This window comes from Paenibacillus sp. A14, from assembly GCF_036864815.1.
Classification (GTDB): Bacteria; Bacillota; Bacilli; order Paenibacillales; family Paenibacillaceae; genus Fontibacillus; species Fontibacillus sanfengchensis.
In genome coordinates, this window is sequence record NZ_JBAGJD010000009.1 from 131046 (window position 1) to 148991 (window position 17946).

Consider the following 17946-nt stretch of genomic DNA (forward strand, 5'->3'; position numbering starts at 1 on the left):
TTCCTAAGTGAAAGGGAGAGAGCGCACTCATGTCAAAATTGGTTTATCTGCCATTGGACGAAAGACCCTGCAATTGCCGGTTTCCGCAGCGGCTTGCGGGGATGACCGATTTGCAGCTTGTTGCGCCGGACATCCGGCTGCTGGGGCAAAAAAAGAAACCGGCCGATACGGCGGCGGTGCGGCAATGGCTTTTGAAGGAAGCCGCGGATGCGGACTATCTGCTCGTGTCGATCGACTTGCTGGTTTATGGAGGCATCGTCCCGTCGCGCCTGCATCACCTGACCTTCGAGGAATGTCTGGAGCGCTTGTCCGTGCTCGGGGAAATCAAGAAGCTCCGGCCCGGTCTGCGGATTCACGCCTTCAATCTGATCATGCGGGTGCCGAACAACAATAAGGACGAGGAAGAGCCGGACTATTACAAATTTCACGGCGGGCAAATTTTTAAATACAGCTTTTTAAGCGACAAAGAGGAGCGGGACCGCCTTAGCGAGGCGGAGCGGGAGGAGCTGGAACGGGTAAAGGCCCTGATTCCCCCGGAATATCTGAATGATTTCGTCGGGCGCAGGCAGGTCAACCAGCAGGTAAATCACCATACCTTGGAGCTGGCGCGCCAGGGCGTGATCGACCATTTGGTCATTCCGCTGGACGACAATTCCGAGTACGGTTTTTCCCCGAAGGAACAGCAGCTTATGATCGGCCGGGCTTGGGAGCTGGGCATCATGGACCGCGTTATGATCTATCCCGGCGCCGATGAGGTCGGGTGCACGATGTTTTCGCATATTTTTTGCGAGATCAAGGGGCACAAGCCGGAAATTTTCGTGCGTTACTCTTCGACAAAAGGACCGTTCATCAAGCCGAAATACGAGGACCGGAGCTTGAACGAGAGCGTTAAATCCCATCTGACCGCGGCGGGTGCCGTGCTGGCGGATCATTCCGGCGAAACGCCGCTGGTGCTGATCGTCCATTCGCCGGCCGTCGACCAGGCGGGGATGGCGGAGCAGATCCCTTTCCGGGAGCGGCACCGTTCGTATTTCTCCGAGATTCAGTACCGCGAAATCGTGGAGGCCGCGGAAAACTATCTCCGGAAAGGAAAACATGTCGCATTGGGCGATGTGGCGACCTGCAATGGCGGCGATCCGGTGCTGATCGGGCTGCTGAGGAGCAAAGGACTGCTGGACCGGTTAACGGCCTATGCGGGCTGGAACACCTCGGGCAACGCCCTGGGCACGGTCATCGCCCATTTCGTCATCGTTTCTTACTATCTGGAGCATCCGGAACAGACAGCCGGGATCGAAACGTTCCGGGAAAGCCGGAAATTTTATTATGAAAGACTCGTGGAGGATTTTATTTATCAATCCCTCGTCCGCCAGGACATGCTGAAGAATGATCTGCCCGGGCTGAACGCGAGCTACTACGAGATAGGTCATTGCCTGGATGAGGTACAGACGATTTTGGAAGTGAAGATGAAGTGGCTGACGGCGGAATATTTCCAAGGTATTCGGGATGGAGAGATCCGTTTGGCCCGTCTGCATTTTCCTTGGACCCGAATGTTTGAGATCGGCTTTGATTTGGAACTGCAATCTCAAACATTATAACGTTATATTTACTTCGGTTACCCCTCATGCTAAATTAAACATTATAATGTTATAAAAGAAAAAGGTGAATATCATGGGAGATTCATGGGTGCTTCGCCGCGTAAAGCGAGTCGGCGGGGAAGAGGTCGATATCGTGATCGACCGCGGCCGGATCGCGGAGATCACGGGGCCCGGTCAGGGCCGCGCTCCGGAGGAACGGGACGGCCAAGGGTTATACGTGTCGAGCGGCTGGATCGATATGCATGTTCATGCGTTTCCCGAGTTCGACCCCTACGGCGACGAGATCGATGAGATCGGTATCCGCCAAGGCGTGACCACGATCGTGGACGCGGGCAGTTGCGGGGCGGACCGGATCGCCGACCTCCTCAAGGACGGGGAGCGGGCGAAGACGCGGGTGTTTGCTTTTTTGAATATTTCGCGCATCGGTCTGAGCCGTGTCGACGAATTGTCGCGGATGGAGTGGATCGACCGGGAAAAAATCAACCAAGCAGTTGATGCCGCCGGGGATTTCATCGTCGGACTGAAGGCCCGCATCAGCCGGAGCGTGGTCGGAGACAGCGGCATAGCGCCGCTGCGCGCGGCGCGGGAGCTGTCCGGGGAAACGGGACTGCCGCTGATGGTCCATATCGGATCGGGGCCGCCGGATATCCGGGAGGTCGTTCCGCTTTTGGCGGGTAGAGATATCATCACGCATTATTTGAATGGGAAGAAGAACAATCTGTTCGATGCCGAGGGTCGTCCACTTCAGGTTTTGGTCGACGCGATCCGGCGGGGCGTTCATCTGGATGTGGGGCACGGTACGGCCAGCTTTTCCTTTCGGGTGGCGGAAGCGGCCAAGCGGTACGGCATAGCGCCGGACACGATCAGCACCGACATCTATCGCGGCAACCGGTTGAACGGGCCAGTGTACAGCATGAGCAGCGTGCTGTCGAAATTTCTTCTTCTGGGATATCCCTTGGAAGAAGTCATCGCGATGGTGACCACGCGGGCCGCGGCCTGGCTGGGCAAACCGGAGCTTGCGCGCATACGCGTGGGAGAGACCGCCAACCTGACGCTGTTCAGTCTGGACGAAGGCCCGGCGGTGCTGCGCGATTCGGAAGGCGAAGAGCGGCAGGCGAAGCAAATTATTCGAGCCAAGGGAGTTGTGATGAATGGGGAATTCATGGAATGCGAAATATGGCCTTAAGCGCGTGATCAACGCCAGCGGGCGCATGAGTATTCTCGGCGTGTCCGCGCCGAGCGATACGGTGATGGAAGCCATGAAGCAAGGCGGACAAAGCTATGTCGAAATCGCCGATCTGGTGGATAAGGCGGGGGATTACATCGCGAACAAGATCGGCTCCGAGGCGGCCGTCGTCGTCAATTCGGCGTCCAGCGGCATCGCTCTTTCCGTGGCCGCGCTCGTCACGCGGGGAAATCGGCGACTCAGTGAACGTCTGCACCAGGAATTCATCATCCGCAATGAAATTATCCTGCTCAAGGGACACAACGTGCAGTACGGCGCACCCGTCGAGACCATGGTTCATTTGGGAGGCGGCCGGCTGGTGGAAGTCGGGTATGCCAATGAAGGGAAGGCGGAGCATATCGCCGACGCCGTGAACGACAATACCGCGGCGATCCTGTATGTGAAATCCCATCATACGGTCCAGAAAAACATGATTTCCGTCGAAGAAGCCTGGCAGGTGGCTCAGGACAAAGAAGTCCCCCTTATCGTCGACGCGGCGGCCGAAGAGGACTTGCGGAAGTATGTGGCGTGCTCGGATTTGGCGATTTACAGCGGCTCCAAAGCGATCGAAGGTCCCACCTCGGGCATCGTGGCCGGGAAGCCTCAATACATCGACTGGCTCAAGGTGCAGCTGCATGCCATCGGGCGCAGTATGAAGGTCGGCAAGGAAACGATCTTCGGTCTTCTGCAGGCCCTGGATGAATACATGGTCAAAGAAGATAAGAGCGAACAGGAAAAAGCGTCGCTGCAAGCGTTGATGGCGCTGAACGACATTCCCGGGGTCCGGGTGACGATCGTGCAGGATGAAGCCGGACGGGCCATTTACCGCGGGCGCGTTCATATCGATCCGGCGGCCGTCGGCGTATCCGCCAAGGAAGTCGCCGCGGCTCTTCAGCAGGGGGACATCGCCATATATACGCGGGATTACGGGGTAAGACAGGGGTATTTCGATATAGATCCCCGGCCTCTGCTGGGGGACGACATCCAGGTGATCGAGTCCGAAATCCGAAAATTGACGGGAGGTAAGTGAGATGTCGCAAATCGCAAAGCGTTTCTATAAGGATCGTGTGGCCTTAAATGTACTGGCGAAGGATATCGCCAACGCCAAGGAGGTGTTTGCGGCGGCGGAAGGCCATGTTTTGGTGGGGGTGCTTTCCAAGGCTTATCCCACGGTCGAAGAAGCCGTGACCGCGATGAAGGCCTACGGCAAGGAAATTGATGAAGCCGTCTCCATCGGCCTCGGCGCGGGAGATAACCGGCAGGCGGCGGTTGTGGCGGAGATCGCCAAGCATTACCCGGGGAGTCACATCAACCAGGTGTTTCCGGCGGTAGGGGCGACCCGGGCCAACCTCGGCGGGAAGGACAGCTGGATCAACAGCCTGGTGTCCCCGACCGGGCGTCCGGGGTACGTGAACATTTCCACGGGGCCGGTCAGCGCGGCCGGTGGGGATGCCGCGATCATACCGGTCTCTGCGGCGATTGCGCTCGTGCGCGATATGGGAGGCGACGCGCTCAAATATTTCCCGATGCAGGGCCTTAGCCGGGAAGAGGAGTACCGGGCGGTCGCCTCGGCCTGCGCCGACGCGGGATTTGCGCTGGAGCCGACGGGCGGCATCGATATGGACAATTTCGAGGCCATTTTGCGCATCGCCCTGGAGGCGGGCGTAAGACAGGTCATTCCTCACGTGTATTCCTCCATTATCGACAAGGCGACGGGCGAAACCCGGGTTCAGGACGTACGCACCCTGCTCGGCACGATGAAAAAGCTGGCGGATACCTATGCCTAAACGGATCGCGGCGTTCGGCGAAGTGATGATGCGCCTGCAGGTGCCGGGGGTTGAGCTGCTTTCGCAATCCAGCGTCCTGAATTACTCTTTTTCCGGAACCGGCGTAAATATCGCCTCGGCGTTATCTCGGTTCGGCCATGCCGGGTCCCTCGTCACCCGCCTGCCTGCCGGACCGCTCGGCGACGCGGCGGCGGCCTATTTGCGGAAGCTCGGGATCGGCGCGGATTTCGTGCAGCGGGGCGGAAGCTATCTGGGCATGTATTTTCTGGAGAACGGCTTCGGCGTCCGGCCGAGCCGGGTTACTTATACCAACCGGCTGGAGAGCAGTTTCAACACCGCGCCGGAAGGGACCTATGATTGGGAATGCATCGCGGCCTCCGTCGACGCGGCCCATTTTTGCGGCATCACGCTGGCCATGAACGACGGTGTCCGCGGCCATATGCTGGCCATGGCTCAAGCCGTCAAAAAGCGGGGCGGCGCGGTGGTGTTCGACTGCAACTACCGTCCCTCACTCTGGGGGGAGCAAGGCTACCTCGCCGCACGGCCGCATTACGAACGAATGCTGGAGCTGGCGGACATCGTCATGATGAATGAGAAGGACGCGCTGCTCACCCTCGGCATGAATACGGAGAAGGAGACGCGGGAGGATCGGCTTAAGGCGCTGATTCCGGCGGTGGCCGACAAATTCGCAATCCGAGTCATTGCCGGAACGCACCGGGATATCCATGGGGATAATTCCCACTCCCTGCGCGGCTTTATTTACAAAGACGGACAATTTGCGTTTTCCCGGCGGCTGACCTTCTCAGTCCATGATCGGATTGGGGCCGGAGACGCTTTTGCCAGCGGCATCATTCACGGGGAAATGGAGGGCTTTCCGCCGGAGCGGTCCGTAAACTTCGCGGCTGCGGCGGGGGTGCTGGCCCATACGGTCGCCGGCGATACCCCGATGGCTTCCGAGGCGGAGGTGTTCCGGGCGATCGACAGCCGTATAGGCGATGTGGAAAGGTAGTGGAAGTGAACATGAGCTTGTCCCGAAAAGACCGGCCGTTATATTTGCAAGTCAAACAAATTTTAAAGGATCGTATTTTGCACGGCGTTTACGTGCTGGGAAGCAACATTCCGTCCGAACCGCTGCTCGAGAGAGAATTTTCCGTCAGCAAAATAACGGTACGGGCGGCGATCAGTGAACTGGTGCAGGAAGGCTATTTGGAAAAAGGCAGCGGGAAAGGCACGAAAGTCATCCGGAATAAAGCGGCCTCCAAACTGTCGAAGTGGAAGCATTTCACGGAAATTCTCGTGGAATCCGGACACCGGATCCGCAAGCGGTGGCTGCGGACGGAAATCGTGTCGAACGAGAAAGGTACGGAGCTGTACCGGGCGTTCGGCACGCGCTGCTTGAGGATGGAGCGCCTTTATGATTTGAACGATATTCCGTATATTTTTTACGTGCACTATTTGACCATCGAGCTTGAAGGCCTGGAACTGGCCGATATGAAAGAACAATCGTTGTATGAACTGCTGGAAGAGCAGGGCTTGTCCCTGGACCGGCTGCGGGACGAATTCGGCGTAGAGGCGGCCGGGCCCGCGGTGGCGGATAGGCTGGAGCTGGAGGCGGGAACCCCCGTCCTGAAACGCAGCCGCTATTCCCGTGACGGACGGGGAAGGATCATCGAGCTCAGCATCGGTTATTACAATACCGGACTACAAAATTATATCGTGAACTATGACGTATAAAAGTGAGCCTGTATGGGCTTGCCCATAAGCTGCGGGACGGATTGGCCAGGGCGCCAAGAGGTCCCGCTTTTTTGTTTGCCAAAAAACACCCCTATTATTCGGACGTTTTCTAAAGTCTACAGGATATTTTGCGTTTTGAATGCGTTTTATAATAGCCCTATAAGAGGTTCAAGAGGAGGTATGCAGATGAAGATTGAGAGACATCCGGATAATCCGATCGTGGTCCCTGGGGGTTATGAATGGCGGATGGTAACCGTTTTCAACCCTGCGGTGATTATCGATAACGGTAAGTTCTATATGATCGAAAGGACGGCCGGATCGCTGACACCGTGCAAAAATTACCTGGGCCTGCTGGAAAGCGAGGACGGCGTTCACTTTACGCACGTCAAGGACGAGCCCATCGTCACTCCCGATATGCTGGGATTTCCGTACGGGAGCGTGCAGGATCCGCGCATTGTCAAAATAGAGAATACCTTTTATTTGAACTATGCGCTGCGTCCGTGTGCGATGAGCTATTACCCGACGGGCCGGGGCGTACCTAAGCGTTCCATCCCGAAATACCCGGACGGTTGGGGCGAGCAGAAAGGGCACTGGCTGACGCGCTCTTCGATTCTGACCTCCAAAAATCTCGTGGATTGGGAGTTTTTGGCCGATACGACGCCGCTGGATATCAATGATCGGGACAATATTTTATTCCCGGAAAAAATTAACGGCCGCTACGTGCTGCTGCGCCGCCCAGAGGAATATGTCGGCGAAAAATACGGCACGGAAAAAGCCGGGATGTGGATCACCTATTCCGACGACCTGATTCATTGGGATGAACCGAAGCTGCTGGCCAAAGGGGAAAATCCCGCTTGGGAGTCGCGGAAAATCGGCGGATCGACGCCGCCGGTGAAAACGGACCGCGGTTGGCTGGTCCTTTACCACGGGGTGGATGACGAAGTCGTGTACCGGGTCGGAGCTATGCTGCTGGATTTGGAGAACCCGGAAAAAATCATCGCCCGGACGCGGAATTTTATCATGGAGCCGGAAACCTATTACGAGAAGTTTGGGTATCAGATTCCCAACGTCATCTTCCCGACGGGCAATGTGGTGAAGGACGGACTGCTGTACATTTACTACGGGGTAACCGACACGGCGATCGCGCTGGCCACAGTCCCGCTGGACGAACTGGTCGATTATATTCTGAGCGAGCCGGAAAATTAAATAACAGTAAATATGGGACTGACCGCCGTAGCGCGGTTACTTTCCAAGTGATTTGTAACCGCTTACCGTATGCTTGAAATAACGCGAGAGGGGGTGGGAGAGTTAACGGGAAAACCTCCCGTTAACTTGGTGATTATGAGACTACAGAAGCAAATTAGCTGGAAAACCTCCTGCTAATTCATCTGAAATTGGGGTTATCGAGGTTAGGGGCGCAAAATAGATGGAGTTTTTCCAGCTAAATCGAGACAAAGGCCCAATAGCGGAAAATTAACGGGAAGGTTTCCCGTTAATTAAGTGGCCAAGCGTCCAGACCGCCAATGTTCTAGTTCACCCATGCTATATTATGTTATATTTCATGACGTATAATTATCACTTATCTTAATTGATTTGGATAATATCGTAAATTTATGGGATATAGACAAATAAGGAACAGATTTATAATCACTTATATAACGAAAAAAGATAAGAAACGCGTCATGATTTGTTAGGTTTTATTTATCGATTCCAATATCACGAAAAGAGGGTTGGTTATGAACAAAACAAACAAAAGCAAGAAAGTGCTGCTACTCGGTCTTATCGCTTTGCTTACACTTTTTACCGCGGCATGTGGCAAGAACGATGCACAGGGCAGCGGCGGAAGCGGCGGAAGCGGTGCCGGAACGGAGTCCGAGAAGATTACGCTGAACATGATGCATCCCTGGACTTCGCCAAACGTGGACAATGAAGTATACAAAGCCCGGATCGCGGAATTCGAAAAGCAGCATCCCAATATCGTGATTAAGCAGGACGGCGTCCCCGCCGCCCAGTACAAAACCAAGCTGCGCACGTTGGCCGCCGGAAACAACTTGTCCGATATCAATGTCGTATGGCCGGGAGCCGACCTTGACCCGCTGGTGGCCGGAAATTTACTGGAGCCGATTAACGATCTAATGGAGAATTGGACCTCCATTCTTCCGGAGAGCGCGCTAACCGGTTTCAACGTGGACGGCCAACAATATGCGGTTCCGACCAAACAGACTTTTGTCGACATTATTTACTACAATAAAGAAATGTTTGCCCAAGTTGGCTACGATCAATTCCCGGACACTTACGATAAATTTATCGATGCGGTCAAAAAGCTGAAAGCGGCGGGCATCACGCCGATTTCTCTGGGCAATAAGGAGCAATGGCCGCTGCAGTCGTCCTATATTTCGATTATCGGCGACCGCTTTACGGGCAGTGATTTCCTGCCGGCCGTCCTGGCGGGGAAAGCGAAATTTACCGATCCGGAATTTGTTAAAGCGCTGACTGTTGTCGATGAACTGACGAAATTGGACGCCTTCAACACCGACGCGAACAATATGGATTCGGTTCAGGCGCAGGACTATTTTATTCAGGGAAAAGCGGCCATGCACATCTCCTCCTCTACGGTTGACGGCAGAGTGCGGATTACCAACAGCGAAGGGGAGAAATTCGGGATCGCCCTGTTCCCGAGCGTGAACGGCGGCAAAGGCGATCCGGCCAAGAGCGCCGGCGTGGTGCAGTACGGCATTTCGATCAAGAGCGGATTGGATGAGAAGAAACGCCAGGCGGCCGAGGAGTTTTTGAAGTTCTTCGTGAACGAAGACCTTTACAAAGAATTGATCCGAAATGGCATCGTGGTGCCGGCGAAGGTGGAAATTCCCGAGGATGCCAGCAAATATTTGAAAGAGATGCTGGAATTGACGGGCAACGGCACGGCACCGGTATTTGACAGCGTCGTTCCGACCCAGGTGGTGGATGTGCTCCAAAACGGATTGCAAGCGCTGACGGTAGGCCGGGGAACGCCGGAAGAGTTGGCGAAGGAAGTCCAGGAAGCGATGGATAACCTGAACTGACCTAGGCGGAGCAAACAATCATCCGAAGCAGAATCCGCAGCCGATGAAGAAAACCCGATAAACCGGGTTTTCTTCATTCCTCGGGTTTGAAAACGGGAGGGATAAAGGAGGAAACCGAATGCAGACCTTAAAGGGGACCAAATTTGCGATTTTTCTTGGCTTGTTCCCGGCGCTGGTCATTTATCTGGGGATTGCCATCGTTCCGATCGGGTTGTCGCTGTACTATTCGGTGATGAACTGGAACGGGATCGGCACGATGACCTTTGCCGGTTTCGATAATTATTTGAAAATTTTAACTGACGACACCTTCTGGCTGTCGGTGAAGAACAATGTCATCATCATGGTCACCGGCCTGATCGGCCAACTCCCGCTGGGCCTGCTCCTGGCGCTGCTGCTCAACCGCGGGCTGAAGGGCTCGGGGATATTCCGGACGATCGGATTTATGCCCGTCGTCATTTCCTCGGTCATGGTTTCCCTGATCTGGGGCATGGTATACAACACGGAATACGGCATGTTGAACAATTTGCTCAGTATGGTCGGGCTGGACGGCTGGCGACGGAATTGGCTGGGCGATTCGACATGGTCGATGCTGTCGATCAGCATCGCGTACATCTGGCAGAATTGCGGGTTATACATGGTTATTTTCCTGGCCGCGCTGCAAAATATTCCGGAGGAAGTGAATGAGGCGGCCGAGCTCGACGGGGCTACCGGGTGGAGACGGACGCTCCGCATTACGATTCCGATGATCCGGGGAACGATTATGGTGGGCGTCGTGTACAGTATCAGCAACTCCTTCCGGGTGTTTGACCTGATTCAGATTTTGACGGGCGGAGGCCCGGCGCATCAGACGGAAGTCATGACGATTTACATGTACAACAGCGCGTTTATCAATATGCGTTACGGCTACGGAAGCGCGGTGTCCATTTTGGTTCTGCTCTTCAGTTTGCTCGTCATTTCCGTGATCAACCGGCTCGGCCGGGAGAAAGAGGCTTAGGGAAGGAGGGACGCGGGATGAAAAGAAAGTCGGGCTTGTTCCGGTTATTCGCATACACATTTTTGTGCCTGTTCGCTATTATTAATGTAATTCCTCTCTTCTGGATGGTGGTCAACTCCTTCAAGACCGAGCAGGAATACGCCGCGGGGCCGTTTTCGTTTCCAAAAACCCTGCAGTTCGCCAATTACGCAAAGGCCTGGGAAGTGGCGAATATGAACGTTTACTTTTTAAACAGTATCATTATTACTTTCGCCTCCCTGATCATAACCGTGCTTCTCGGGGCGCTGGCCGCTTATTTTTTGTCCCGATTTAAGTTCAAGCTGCGCGGGCTGACTTACGGGGCATTCTTGCTGGGAATGCTGGTGCCGATTCATGCCACCCTGATCCCGATCTTCCTGATCATGCAGAAGCTTCGTCTGCTCGATACCTATTGGTCGCTGGTTTTGCCTTATACGGCGTTTCACTTGTCGTTGACCGTGTTTATCCTGGAAGGATTCATGCGGAGCTTTCCTAAAGACCTGGAAGAATCGGGAGTTATGGACGGAGCGGGCGTGTACCGCATTTTTTGGTCGATTATATTGCCGATCACGAGACCGGCGCTGGCTACGGTTATTATTTTGAATTTTATATATAATTGGAACGAGTATTTGTTCGCGCTCGTCCTGATCACTTCAACGGAACTTAAGACGCTGCCGCTTGGGCTGGCCAACTTCGTCGGCATTGAAACCGCCAGCCTGACCCTGCAGATGGCGGCGCTCACGATCGCGTTGATTCCGATCCTGATTTTCTATCTGCTGCTGCAAAAACAACTGGTCAACGGGATGACGGCGGGAGCGGTCAAGGGCTGATCCGGGGAGGCATACGAAAGGGAAGAGTCACCATGAAGAGACATTACCGAAAATATCTGGGGAACTTCGGACTGAAGCGGAAAGCGCTGGTGATCTTCCTGCTGTTTGTGATCCTGCCGACATTTGGCGTCGGCGTTGTGGTGCAGTACAAGTTTAATCAAATTTTGAGGGATCAGTTTGTGAACTCCACGAAGCGAAATTTGGACAATGTGGCCAATCAGCTCGAAGAGCAAACGAGAAGGGTCGAGGACATCGCCAACTATCTGATCCTGAGTCCGGACATGCGGTCGTTTCTGAGAAGCTCCCCACCGCTCACCAGCGATCAGCGGGACAAGCTCAAGAAGAATATTGAAGAATTTCTTACCTTCCAGCTCATGTCGCGAAGCTATATCCGTTCGATCGAAATCGCCGGTTACAACGGAAGTTTTATCGAGATGGGCGAGCCGTTCCACGGTGACGAGTCCCGATGGGAACGACAAGCTGAGGCCCGTAAAGGCGGAATTAGTTGGACGGAAGGATACAGCTTGAATAGTGATTGGAATGGAGGGGTTCGAATTCTCTCCATGTTCCGGATTTTGAATTCCTACAGTGAAATCACGAAACCGACGGGCCGGCTGACCATCCGGATGGATGAGGCGAGCATCGTGGATTTACTGGAAAAAGGAATTTTCGAGGACGGGGCGGGGACGGTCTTTATCATCGGTCCCGAAGGGCGGGTGATCCTGCGGTCGAAGGATGAACTGGGCGATCGTTTTGTTCCCGATGAAGCGATGTTGGGCAAGCTTGACTCGGGGCAGGAAGGATTTTTTTTCTATCAGGTAAACGGAAAAGCCTATATGACTTTGTTCTCCTCCATGGATAACACCGGCTGGAATATCGTGGCCATGATCCCCGAGACGACGGTGTCGGAAGAGTTTAAGGGCGTCAAACTGCTGATGCTGCTTATTCTGGGTGCCATCCTGCTGCTTGGTCTTACCGCGCTGATCGGGTTCCACTATACGATTATCATGCCGATTCTGCGGCTAAAGAAAGAAACGTACCGGGTGACGCACGGCGATTTCACGGTACGCGTCCCGATCGAATCCAGGGATGAAATCGCGGAATTGAACCATAAATTCAACGAGATGGTCGCGACGATTCAGCGGTTGATCGAGCATAAGTACAAGCTGGAGCTGCGGGAGCGCGAATCCGAGCTCAAGCTGCTGCAAAATCAGATGGACCCCCATTTTCTGTACAACACGCTGGATATGATAAGATGGACAGCCAGGCTGGAAAAGGCGGAGAAGTCCAGCCAGCTGATCGAAATGCTGTCGAAGTTTTTCCGTTCCAGCGTCAATAACGGCAGTTATAAGACAACCCTGCGCCGGGAGATGGAGTTTGTACAGTCCTATCTGTACCTTCAGCAGCGGCGTTTGGGGGATAAGCTGAAATATGCACTGTATACGGAAGCGGGCCTGGAGGATACCTTGATGCTGAAAGCTACCATTCAACCGCTGGTAGAGAATTTTTTGAAGCATGGCTTCGACCGGACCAAGGCGGTCAACGAAATCAGGGTGCACTGTTATGCGGCCCACGGCGAGATCTGGATCGATGTCATCGATAACGGGAAAGGGATGGATCAAGGCTCCAGGAAAAAAGGAGACAAGCAGGGGGCGATGTCCAACATTCACGAGAGGTTGTCGATTTTTTTCGGATCGGAATACGGTTTGGAGGTCATCAGCACTTCCGCCCAGGGGACGTGGATACGCTTGAGGGTTCCCGCGGGAGAAAGTCAAGATCATGGTGGTGAGCGTCATGAACAATAAACTGGAGAGAAAAAGCGGCTTGGTGAACATGCTGATTGTGGATGACGAGCCCGTCATTTGCGAAGGCTTGCGCTGTACGATCGACTGGGAGAAGCTTGGCGTCCGGGTGGTCGGCGAAGCTTATGACGGAACGGAAGCGCTGCGGCTCGTTCAGGAACGCGGGGTAGATCTCGTACTGTCCGATATCCGCATGGAGGGGATGGACGGGCTGCAATTGACAAAGTGTCTGAAGGAGCGGTTTCCGGAAGTCCGCGTGGTCATGATCAGCGGGTATGAGGATTTTGAGTACGCCCGGCAAGCGATTCGGTTGGGGGTCAGCGATTATCTGCTCAAACCGGTGGAGATCGACGAATTGACCGATGTGGTAAAAAAAGTCGTCCTGTCGCTCGGGTCCGCAGCGAAAGAAGGGAGTGTTCGCGAAATCGAACTGTGGCTGTCGAATATGGCCCGCCATGGCACCGCTTACGGCAAGCAAGCCCCCTCCTCTTTGCGCGGCGCGCAGTTCCGGATCTTGGCGACGCAGCTCGACCGTTTTTACGAGCGGTTTGGCGAGCACCCGCCTGAAGGGCACGAAGAGATCCAGGAGGCCTGGATCGATCAACTGCATGCCGCAATCACGCGTCCGTTTCTCCGCGCGGTTTCCGTTTTTGACCATGAGAACTTGCTCATTACACTGGTCGTATCCGATGTGCACATGGATCGGGCCACGTGGGACCCGTGGCTCGAGGCCTTGCGCCCGAAGCTCCGGGAAGCCCAGCTATACTGCGGCATGTCGGAGCCGTATGACGACCTTGAGGAAACGGCCAGCCGCTGCGGCGAAGCCGGCGGACTGCTCCCTTTCCATGTGCTGGAGAACAAGACTATTCTGCTGCCGGAAGATCGGAAAGCTGCCGCGCGCGACCGGTCGATTCCCGCCTTCGACGCGGCCGACGCGGCGCAGCGTCTGATGACGGCGATGCTGAGGCAGGATGCGGCGGGGATCGACGCCCGGGTTGCCGAGCTATTTTGTTTTTTCCGCCAAGAAGGTTTTTTGCCCGAAGAAATCTGGCGCTTGTACGAAGAAATGTCCGCTTTGCTCCGGCAGCGGCTGCGCAAAAGCGGAATGACCGAGCTGGAATACGGGCACCGCGGAGCATTGGATTTGAATATTTTTAACACCTACGGTTCCCTGGCAGACGCCGTCCGGGAAGAAATGCGCCAACTGATGGAGCAAATCGAGCGGCATGGCATCGATAAATCCTATTGGATCATCGAGAAGGCGAAGAGATATATGAACGAGCAGAACGGTACGGATTTGAAAGCTTCCGAGGTGGCGGCTTGGTTGAAAATTACACCGAGCTATTTCAGTTATATTTTCAAACAAGGAACGGGAAAAAGCTTTACGGAATACATGAACGAAATGCGGATGGAACAGGCCAAAACTTTGCTGGCTACCACGCACGACAAGGTTTTTGAAATCGCGGACAAGGTAGGTTACAAGGAATACAAGTATTTCGTCTCCGTGTTCAAATCGTATACGGGGATGACGCCGAAGGAATATCGCGGGCTCAGCGCGTCCAAAGATGCGGCAGCCGAGATCGACTGAGGACCTGCACTACTTGTTGTGAAGCGAGGGAGACGTGGAATGGAAAAGTACAAATCGCCCCGCGTGGCGGAAGAGGAACGCATCGACGATCTGCTCTGCAGAATGACGCTGGCCGAAAAAGTGGGACAATTAAACCAGCGGATGTACGGCTGGAACGCTTACCGCAAGATGGGAGACGGATACGAGCTTACGAAAGAGTTCAAAAAGGAAGTGGCCTGGGGCGGAGGAATGGGGGCCCTTTACGGATTGTTCCGGAGCGATCCCTGGTCCGGCGTGGACTACCGCAACGGCATTCCGGCCGCGGACAGCGCCAAGGTGGTCAATATGGTGCAGCGGTACGTTATCGAGCATTCCCGGCTCGGGATTCCCGTTCTGCTCGCCGAAGAGTGCCCCCATGGGCATCAGGCCCTGGACGGAACGATGCTGCCGGTCAATTTGGGCGTCGGCTCGACTTGGAACCCGGCGTTGATGAAGCGGGCCTACGGCATGGTCGCCTCCGAAATTCGCAGCCGCGGTGCCCATGTGGGCCTGGTCTCGGCGCTGGACATTCTTCACGATCCGCGCTGGGGGCGTTCCGAAGAATGCTTCGGCGAGGATCCGTATTTGGCCGCCAGGTTTACCGAGGCGGCCGTTTGGGGCATGCAGGGTGAAGGCCCGGGCGACCTGGCCGGGACCGAAAAAGTGGCGGTGGTTCTCAAGCATTTATGCGCGCAAGGCACCGCCCTGGGGGGACGCAACGCCGGCCCGGCTCCGATCGGCGAGCGCGAGCTGCGCGAAATCCATCTGCCCGGCGCCAAAGCGGGGAAAGATGCGGGTGCGGCCGGTTTCATGGCCGCCTATAACGAAATCGACGGCATTCCCTGCCATGCGAACGAGCGTCTCCTGACCGGGATTTTGCGGGAGGAATGGGATTTTGACGGCATCGTTATGGCGGACGGATGTGCGGTTGACCGGCTGCTGGCGCTGACGGGAAGCCATGAGTCCGCTTCTGCGCTTGCACTGTCATCAGGGGTCGATCTAAGCTTGTGGGATATGGCGTTTTCAACGCTGGAAGAGGCGGTGAAGCAGGGCCTTATTTCGGAGGCGTTGATCGATCGGGCGGTGCGGCGGGTGCTGCGGCTGAAATTCAGACTGGGTTTGTTCGATCGCCCCTATGTCAGTGAAATGCGGGCGATCTCGGTCGTCGGCAAACCGGAGCTCCGCGAAGTGAATCTGCAGGTGGCCCGCGAATCGGCCGTGCTGCTTAAAAACGAGGGAGGACTGCTGCCCCTTGGGCCGAAGTCCGCGAGAATCGCGGTGATCGGTCCCAATGCCGATCGCTTGTATAACCAGTTGGGCGACTATACGAGCGTTCAACGCGAGGGAATCGGCACGACGGTTCTTGAAGGAATCCGGATGATGGCGCCGGAAGGTACGGAGATCGTCTACGCCCGGGGCTGCGGTATCCGCGACGGGTCCGAAGACGGCTTGACGGAGGCCGTGGAGGCCGCGAAAGGCGCGGATGTATGCGTATTGGTGCTGGGCGGCAGCAGTGCGCGCAGGTTTGATGGCATTTTTGACAGCAACGGAGAAGCTGTGGTCGGCGAAGGAGGAAATCCCGCGGAGATGGATTGCGGGGAAGGCGTCGATCTGGCGGATCTTTCGCTCGGCGGGCTTCAAGCCCGATTGGTCAGGGAAGTGGCGGCAACGGGAACTCCGGCGGTTGCCGTACTGATTCAAGGCCGGCCGCATGTGATCGCCGATTGGGAGAACAGCTGCGGGGCGGTCCTCTGCGCCTGGTATCCCGGAACAGAAGGGGGCCGGGCGATCGGAGAGCTTTTGTTCGGCGGGGCGAACCCCAGCGGCAAGCTGCCGGTCTCCCTTCCCCGTTCTTCCGGACAACTCCCGGTTTACTATAATCAGAAAGATCCCGGCCGGCCAAGGGTCTATGTGGATATGCCCTCGGCGGCGCTGTATCCGTTCGGTTACGGGTTGAGTTACACGGAATTCGAGTATGGAGAGCCGCGCCTGTCGCAGCCCGACATTTCCGTAGCCGCTCTGGAGGAGGGCAGCAGAGTAGCCGTAACGGTAAGGCTGCAAAACAAGGGGAGCCGGATCGGAGCGGAAACCGTTCAGCTGTATATCCGGGCCCGCGAATCGGGAATTACCCGCCGCCTCGCCGAGCTTAAAGCGTTCCGGAAGTTGGAGCTTGCTCCGGGCGAACAGCGCGATATCACGTTCAGCTTGGGTAAGGAAGAGCTGGCCGTCTGGAAGCCGGATATGACATTCGGCGTGGTCCCCTGCCGGGTCACCATTATGGTGGGCGGGAACTCCAGGGATACGAGGGGCGTGGAATTGTGGGTTACGGGTTAGCCGCTTTTCCTGCATTTTAGCATCTTTTTGGCCCAAATCGGCATTTGTCCGGCTAGGGGGCTGGTGCAAAGCAATCAGATACGAAAGTTGAAAGTGAAAATAAAGCGCTTGCAAAACCTGCGGGGAATGGGGACAATGAAGTTGAGCAGCACTCATTTTGATCTTCTACAAGGAGGACAGGCTTCATGGACATCAGGGCATTGGTTACCGGGGCGGATCACGGCGTCGGGTTGGCCTTGGCCGAAACGCTGTTGGAGCAAGGCGGCCGCGTGTTTGCCGGCAGGTACAATCCCCGCGAAACGGCGTTGGACGAGCTTAGTCGGAGGTATCCGGACCGTCTGACGACGGTTTCGCTCGACATCGGCAGCGATGACAGTGTGCGGGAAGCGGCGGAAACAGTAGAAAAGCTGACGGGGCGGCTTGATCTTTTGATCAATAACGCGGGAATTTTGGGGGACACGGAAGCGACCATCCGGGAAGGGAAGATGGATTTCGAAGAGATGCTGAAAGTCTACAATGTCAACACGCTCGGGGCCTTGCGGGTGACCAAGGCGTTTCTTTCGCTTCTGTTGAAGGGTGAAGCCAGAATGATCGCCAATATTTCCTCGGAAGCCGGCAGCATCGGGCAAAACAAGCGGAGCGGCTGGTTTGCTTACTGCATGTCCAAAGCGGCGCTCAATATGCAATCTAGCCTGGTATTCAACGGGATCAAGGAAGCGGGAGGACGCGTGCTGGTGATCCATCCCGGGTGGGTCCGGACTTACATGCGGGGAGAACTTGATGCGGCTGCGGACCTGACGCCGGCGGAATCGGCGGAGAACATCATCTCCCTGATCAGGGAACGCATGCGTCGGAGTGCCGAAGGAGCAAGGAACGGAGAACAGCCTGAATACATTGATGCGTATGGAGCGCCATTGCCTTGGTAGGCCGGGTATCACAGTTCGTATCACGAGAAGGAA

The 17946-nt window shown here is 55.6% G+C and carries 14 protein-coding genes; all 14 read left to right on the top strand.

The genetic code is table 11. The annotated features are described in order from the left end of the window. Window positions 1-29 precede the first annotated feature (29 nt). Window positions 30-1595, top strand: a complete 1566-nt coding sequence (locus V4U88_RS21160; protein ID WP_334075239.1) for a DUF4127 family protein — start codon at window positions 30-32, stop codon at window positions 1593-1595. A 73-nt stretch (window positions 1596-1668) separates the two neighbouring features. Continuing rightward, a complete protein-coding gene (locus tag V4U88_RS21165) occupies window positions 1669-2781 on the top strand; it encodes an amidohydrolase/deacetylase family metallohydrolase (RefSeq protein ID WP_334075240.1) in 1113 nt (370 codons plus the stop codon). After that, window positions 2747-3850 (top strand): DgaE family pyridoxal phosphate-dependent ammonia lyase, encoded by a 1104-nt coding sequence (locus V4U88_RS21170; protein ID WP_334075241.1) that lies wholly within the window; start codon window positions 2747-2749, stop codon window positions 3848-3850. The genes V4U88_RS21165 and V4U88_RS21170 overlap by 35 nt, the downstream gene beginning before the upstream one ends. 1 nt (window position 3851) lies before the next feature. Further along, on the top strand, window positions 3852-4607 hold the full coding sequence (dagF, locus tag V4U88_RS21175; RefSeq protein ID WP_334075242.1) for a 2-dehydro-3-deoxy-phosphogluconate aldolase: 756 nt from the start codon (window positions 3852-3854) through the stop codon (window positions 4605-4607). Continuing rightward, window positions 4600-5616 carry a sugar kinase gene (locus V4U88_RS21180; RefSeq protein WP_334075243.1) on the top strand — a complete coding sequence of 339 codons (1017 nt, stop codon included), beginning with the start codon at window positions 4600-4602 and terminating at the stop codon, window positions 5614-5616. The genes dagF and V4U88_RS21180 overlap by 8 nt, the downstream gene beginning before the upstream one ends. Window positions 5617-5627: 11 nt before the next feature. Beyond that, window positions 5628-6341, top strand: coding sequence for a GntR family transcriptional regulator (locus V4U88_RS21185; protein WP_334075317.1), 714 nt, complete (start codon window positions 5628-5630; stop codon window positions 6339-6341). A gap of 186 nt (window positions 6342-6527) precedes the next feature. Continuing rightward, window positions 6528-7547, top strand: coding sequence for a glycosidase (locus tag V4U88_RS21190; protein ID WP_334075244.1), 1020 nt, complete (start codon window positions 6528-6530; stop codon window positions 7545-7547). Between the two features lie 530 nt (window positions 7548-8077). Continuing rightward, on the top strand, window positions 8078-9403 hold the full coding sequence (locus V4U88_RS21195; protein WP_334075245.1) for an extracellular solute-binding protein: 1326 nt from the start codon (window positions 8078-8080) through the stop codon (window positions 9401-9403). Between the two features lie 118 nt (window positions 9404-9521). Then, the gene (locus V4U88_RS21200) at window positions 9522-10397 is read left to right on the top strand and encodes a carbohydrate ABC transporter permease (RefSeq protein ID WP_334075246.1); all 876 of its coding nucleotides are present in this window, start codon (window positions 9522-9524) and stop codon (window positions 10395-10397) included. Between the two features lie 17 nt (window positions 10398-10414). Then, window positions 10415-11245, top strand: a complete 831-nt coding sequence (locus tag V4U88_RS21205) for a carbohydrate ABC transporter permease (protein WP_334075247.1) — start codon at window positions 10415-10417, stop codon at window positions 11243-11245. 32 nt (window positions 11246-11277) lie between these two features. Continuing rightward, window positions 11278-13050: a sensor histidine kinase gene (locus tag V4U88_RS21210; protein ID WP_334075248.1), complete on the top strand. Its 1773-nt coding sequence runs from the start codon at window positions 11278-11280 to the stop codon at window positions 13048-13050. Beyond that, complete coding sequence (locus tag V4U88_RS21215; RefSeq protein WP_334075249.1) at window positions 13040-14635, top strand: response regulator transcription factor; 1596 nt, start codon at window positions 13040-13042, stop codon at window positions 14633-14635. The genes V4U88_RS21210 and V4U88_RS21215 overlap by 11 nt, the downstream gene beginning before the upstream one ends. Before the next feature lie 39 nt (window positions 14636-14674). Continuing rightward, window positions 14675-16987: a glycoside hydrolase family 3 N-terminal domain-containing protein gene (locus V4U88_RS21220; RefSeq protein ID WP_334075250.1), complete on the top strand. Its 2313-nt coding sequence runs from the start codon at window positions 14675-14677 to the stop codon at window positions 16985-16987. Between the two features lie 185 nt (window positions 16988-17172). After that, window positions 17173-17913, top strand: a complete 741-nt coding sequence (locus V4U88_RS21225; RefSeq protein WP_334075251.1) for an SDR family NAD(P)-dependent oxidoreductase — start codon at window positions 17173-17175, stop codon at window positions 17911-17913. Window positions 17914-17946: the final 33 nt, after the last annotated feature.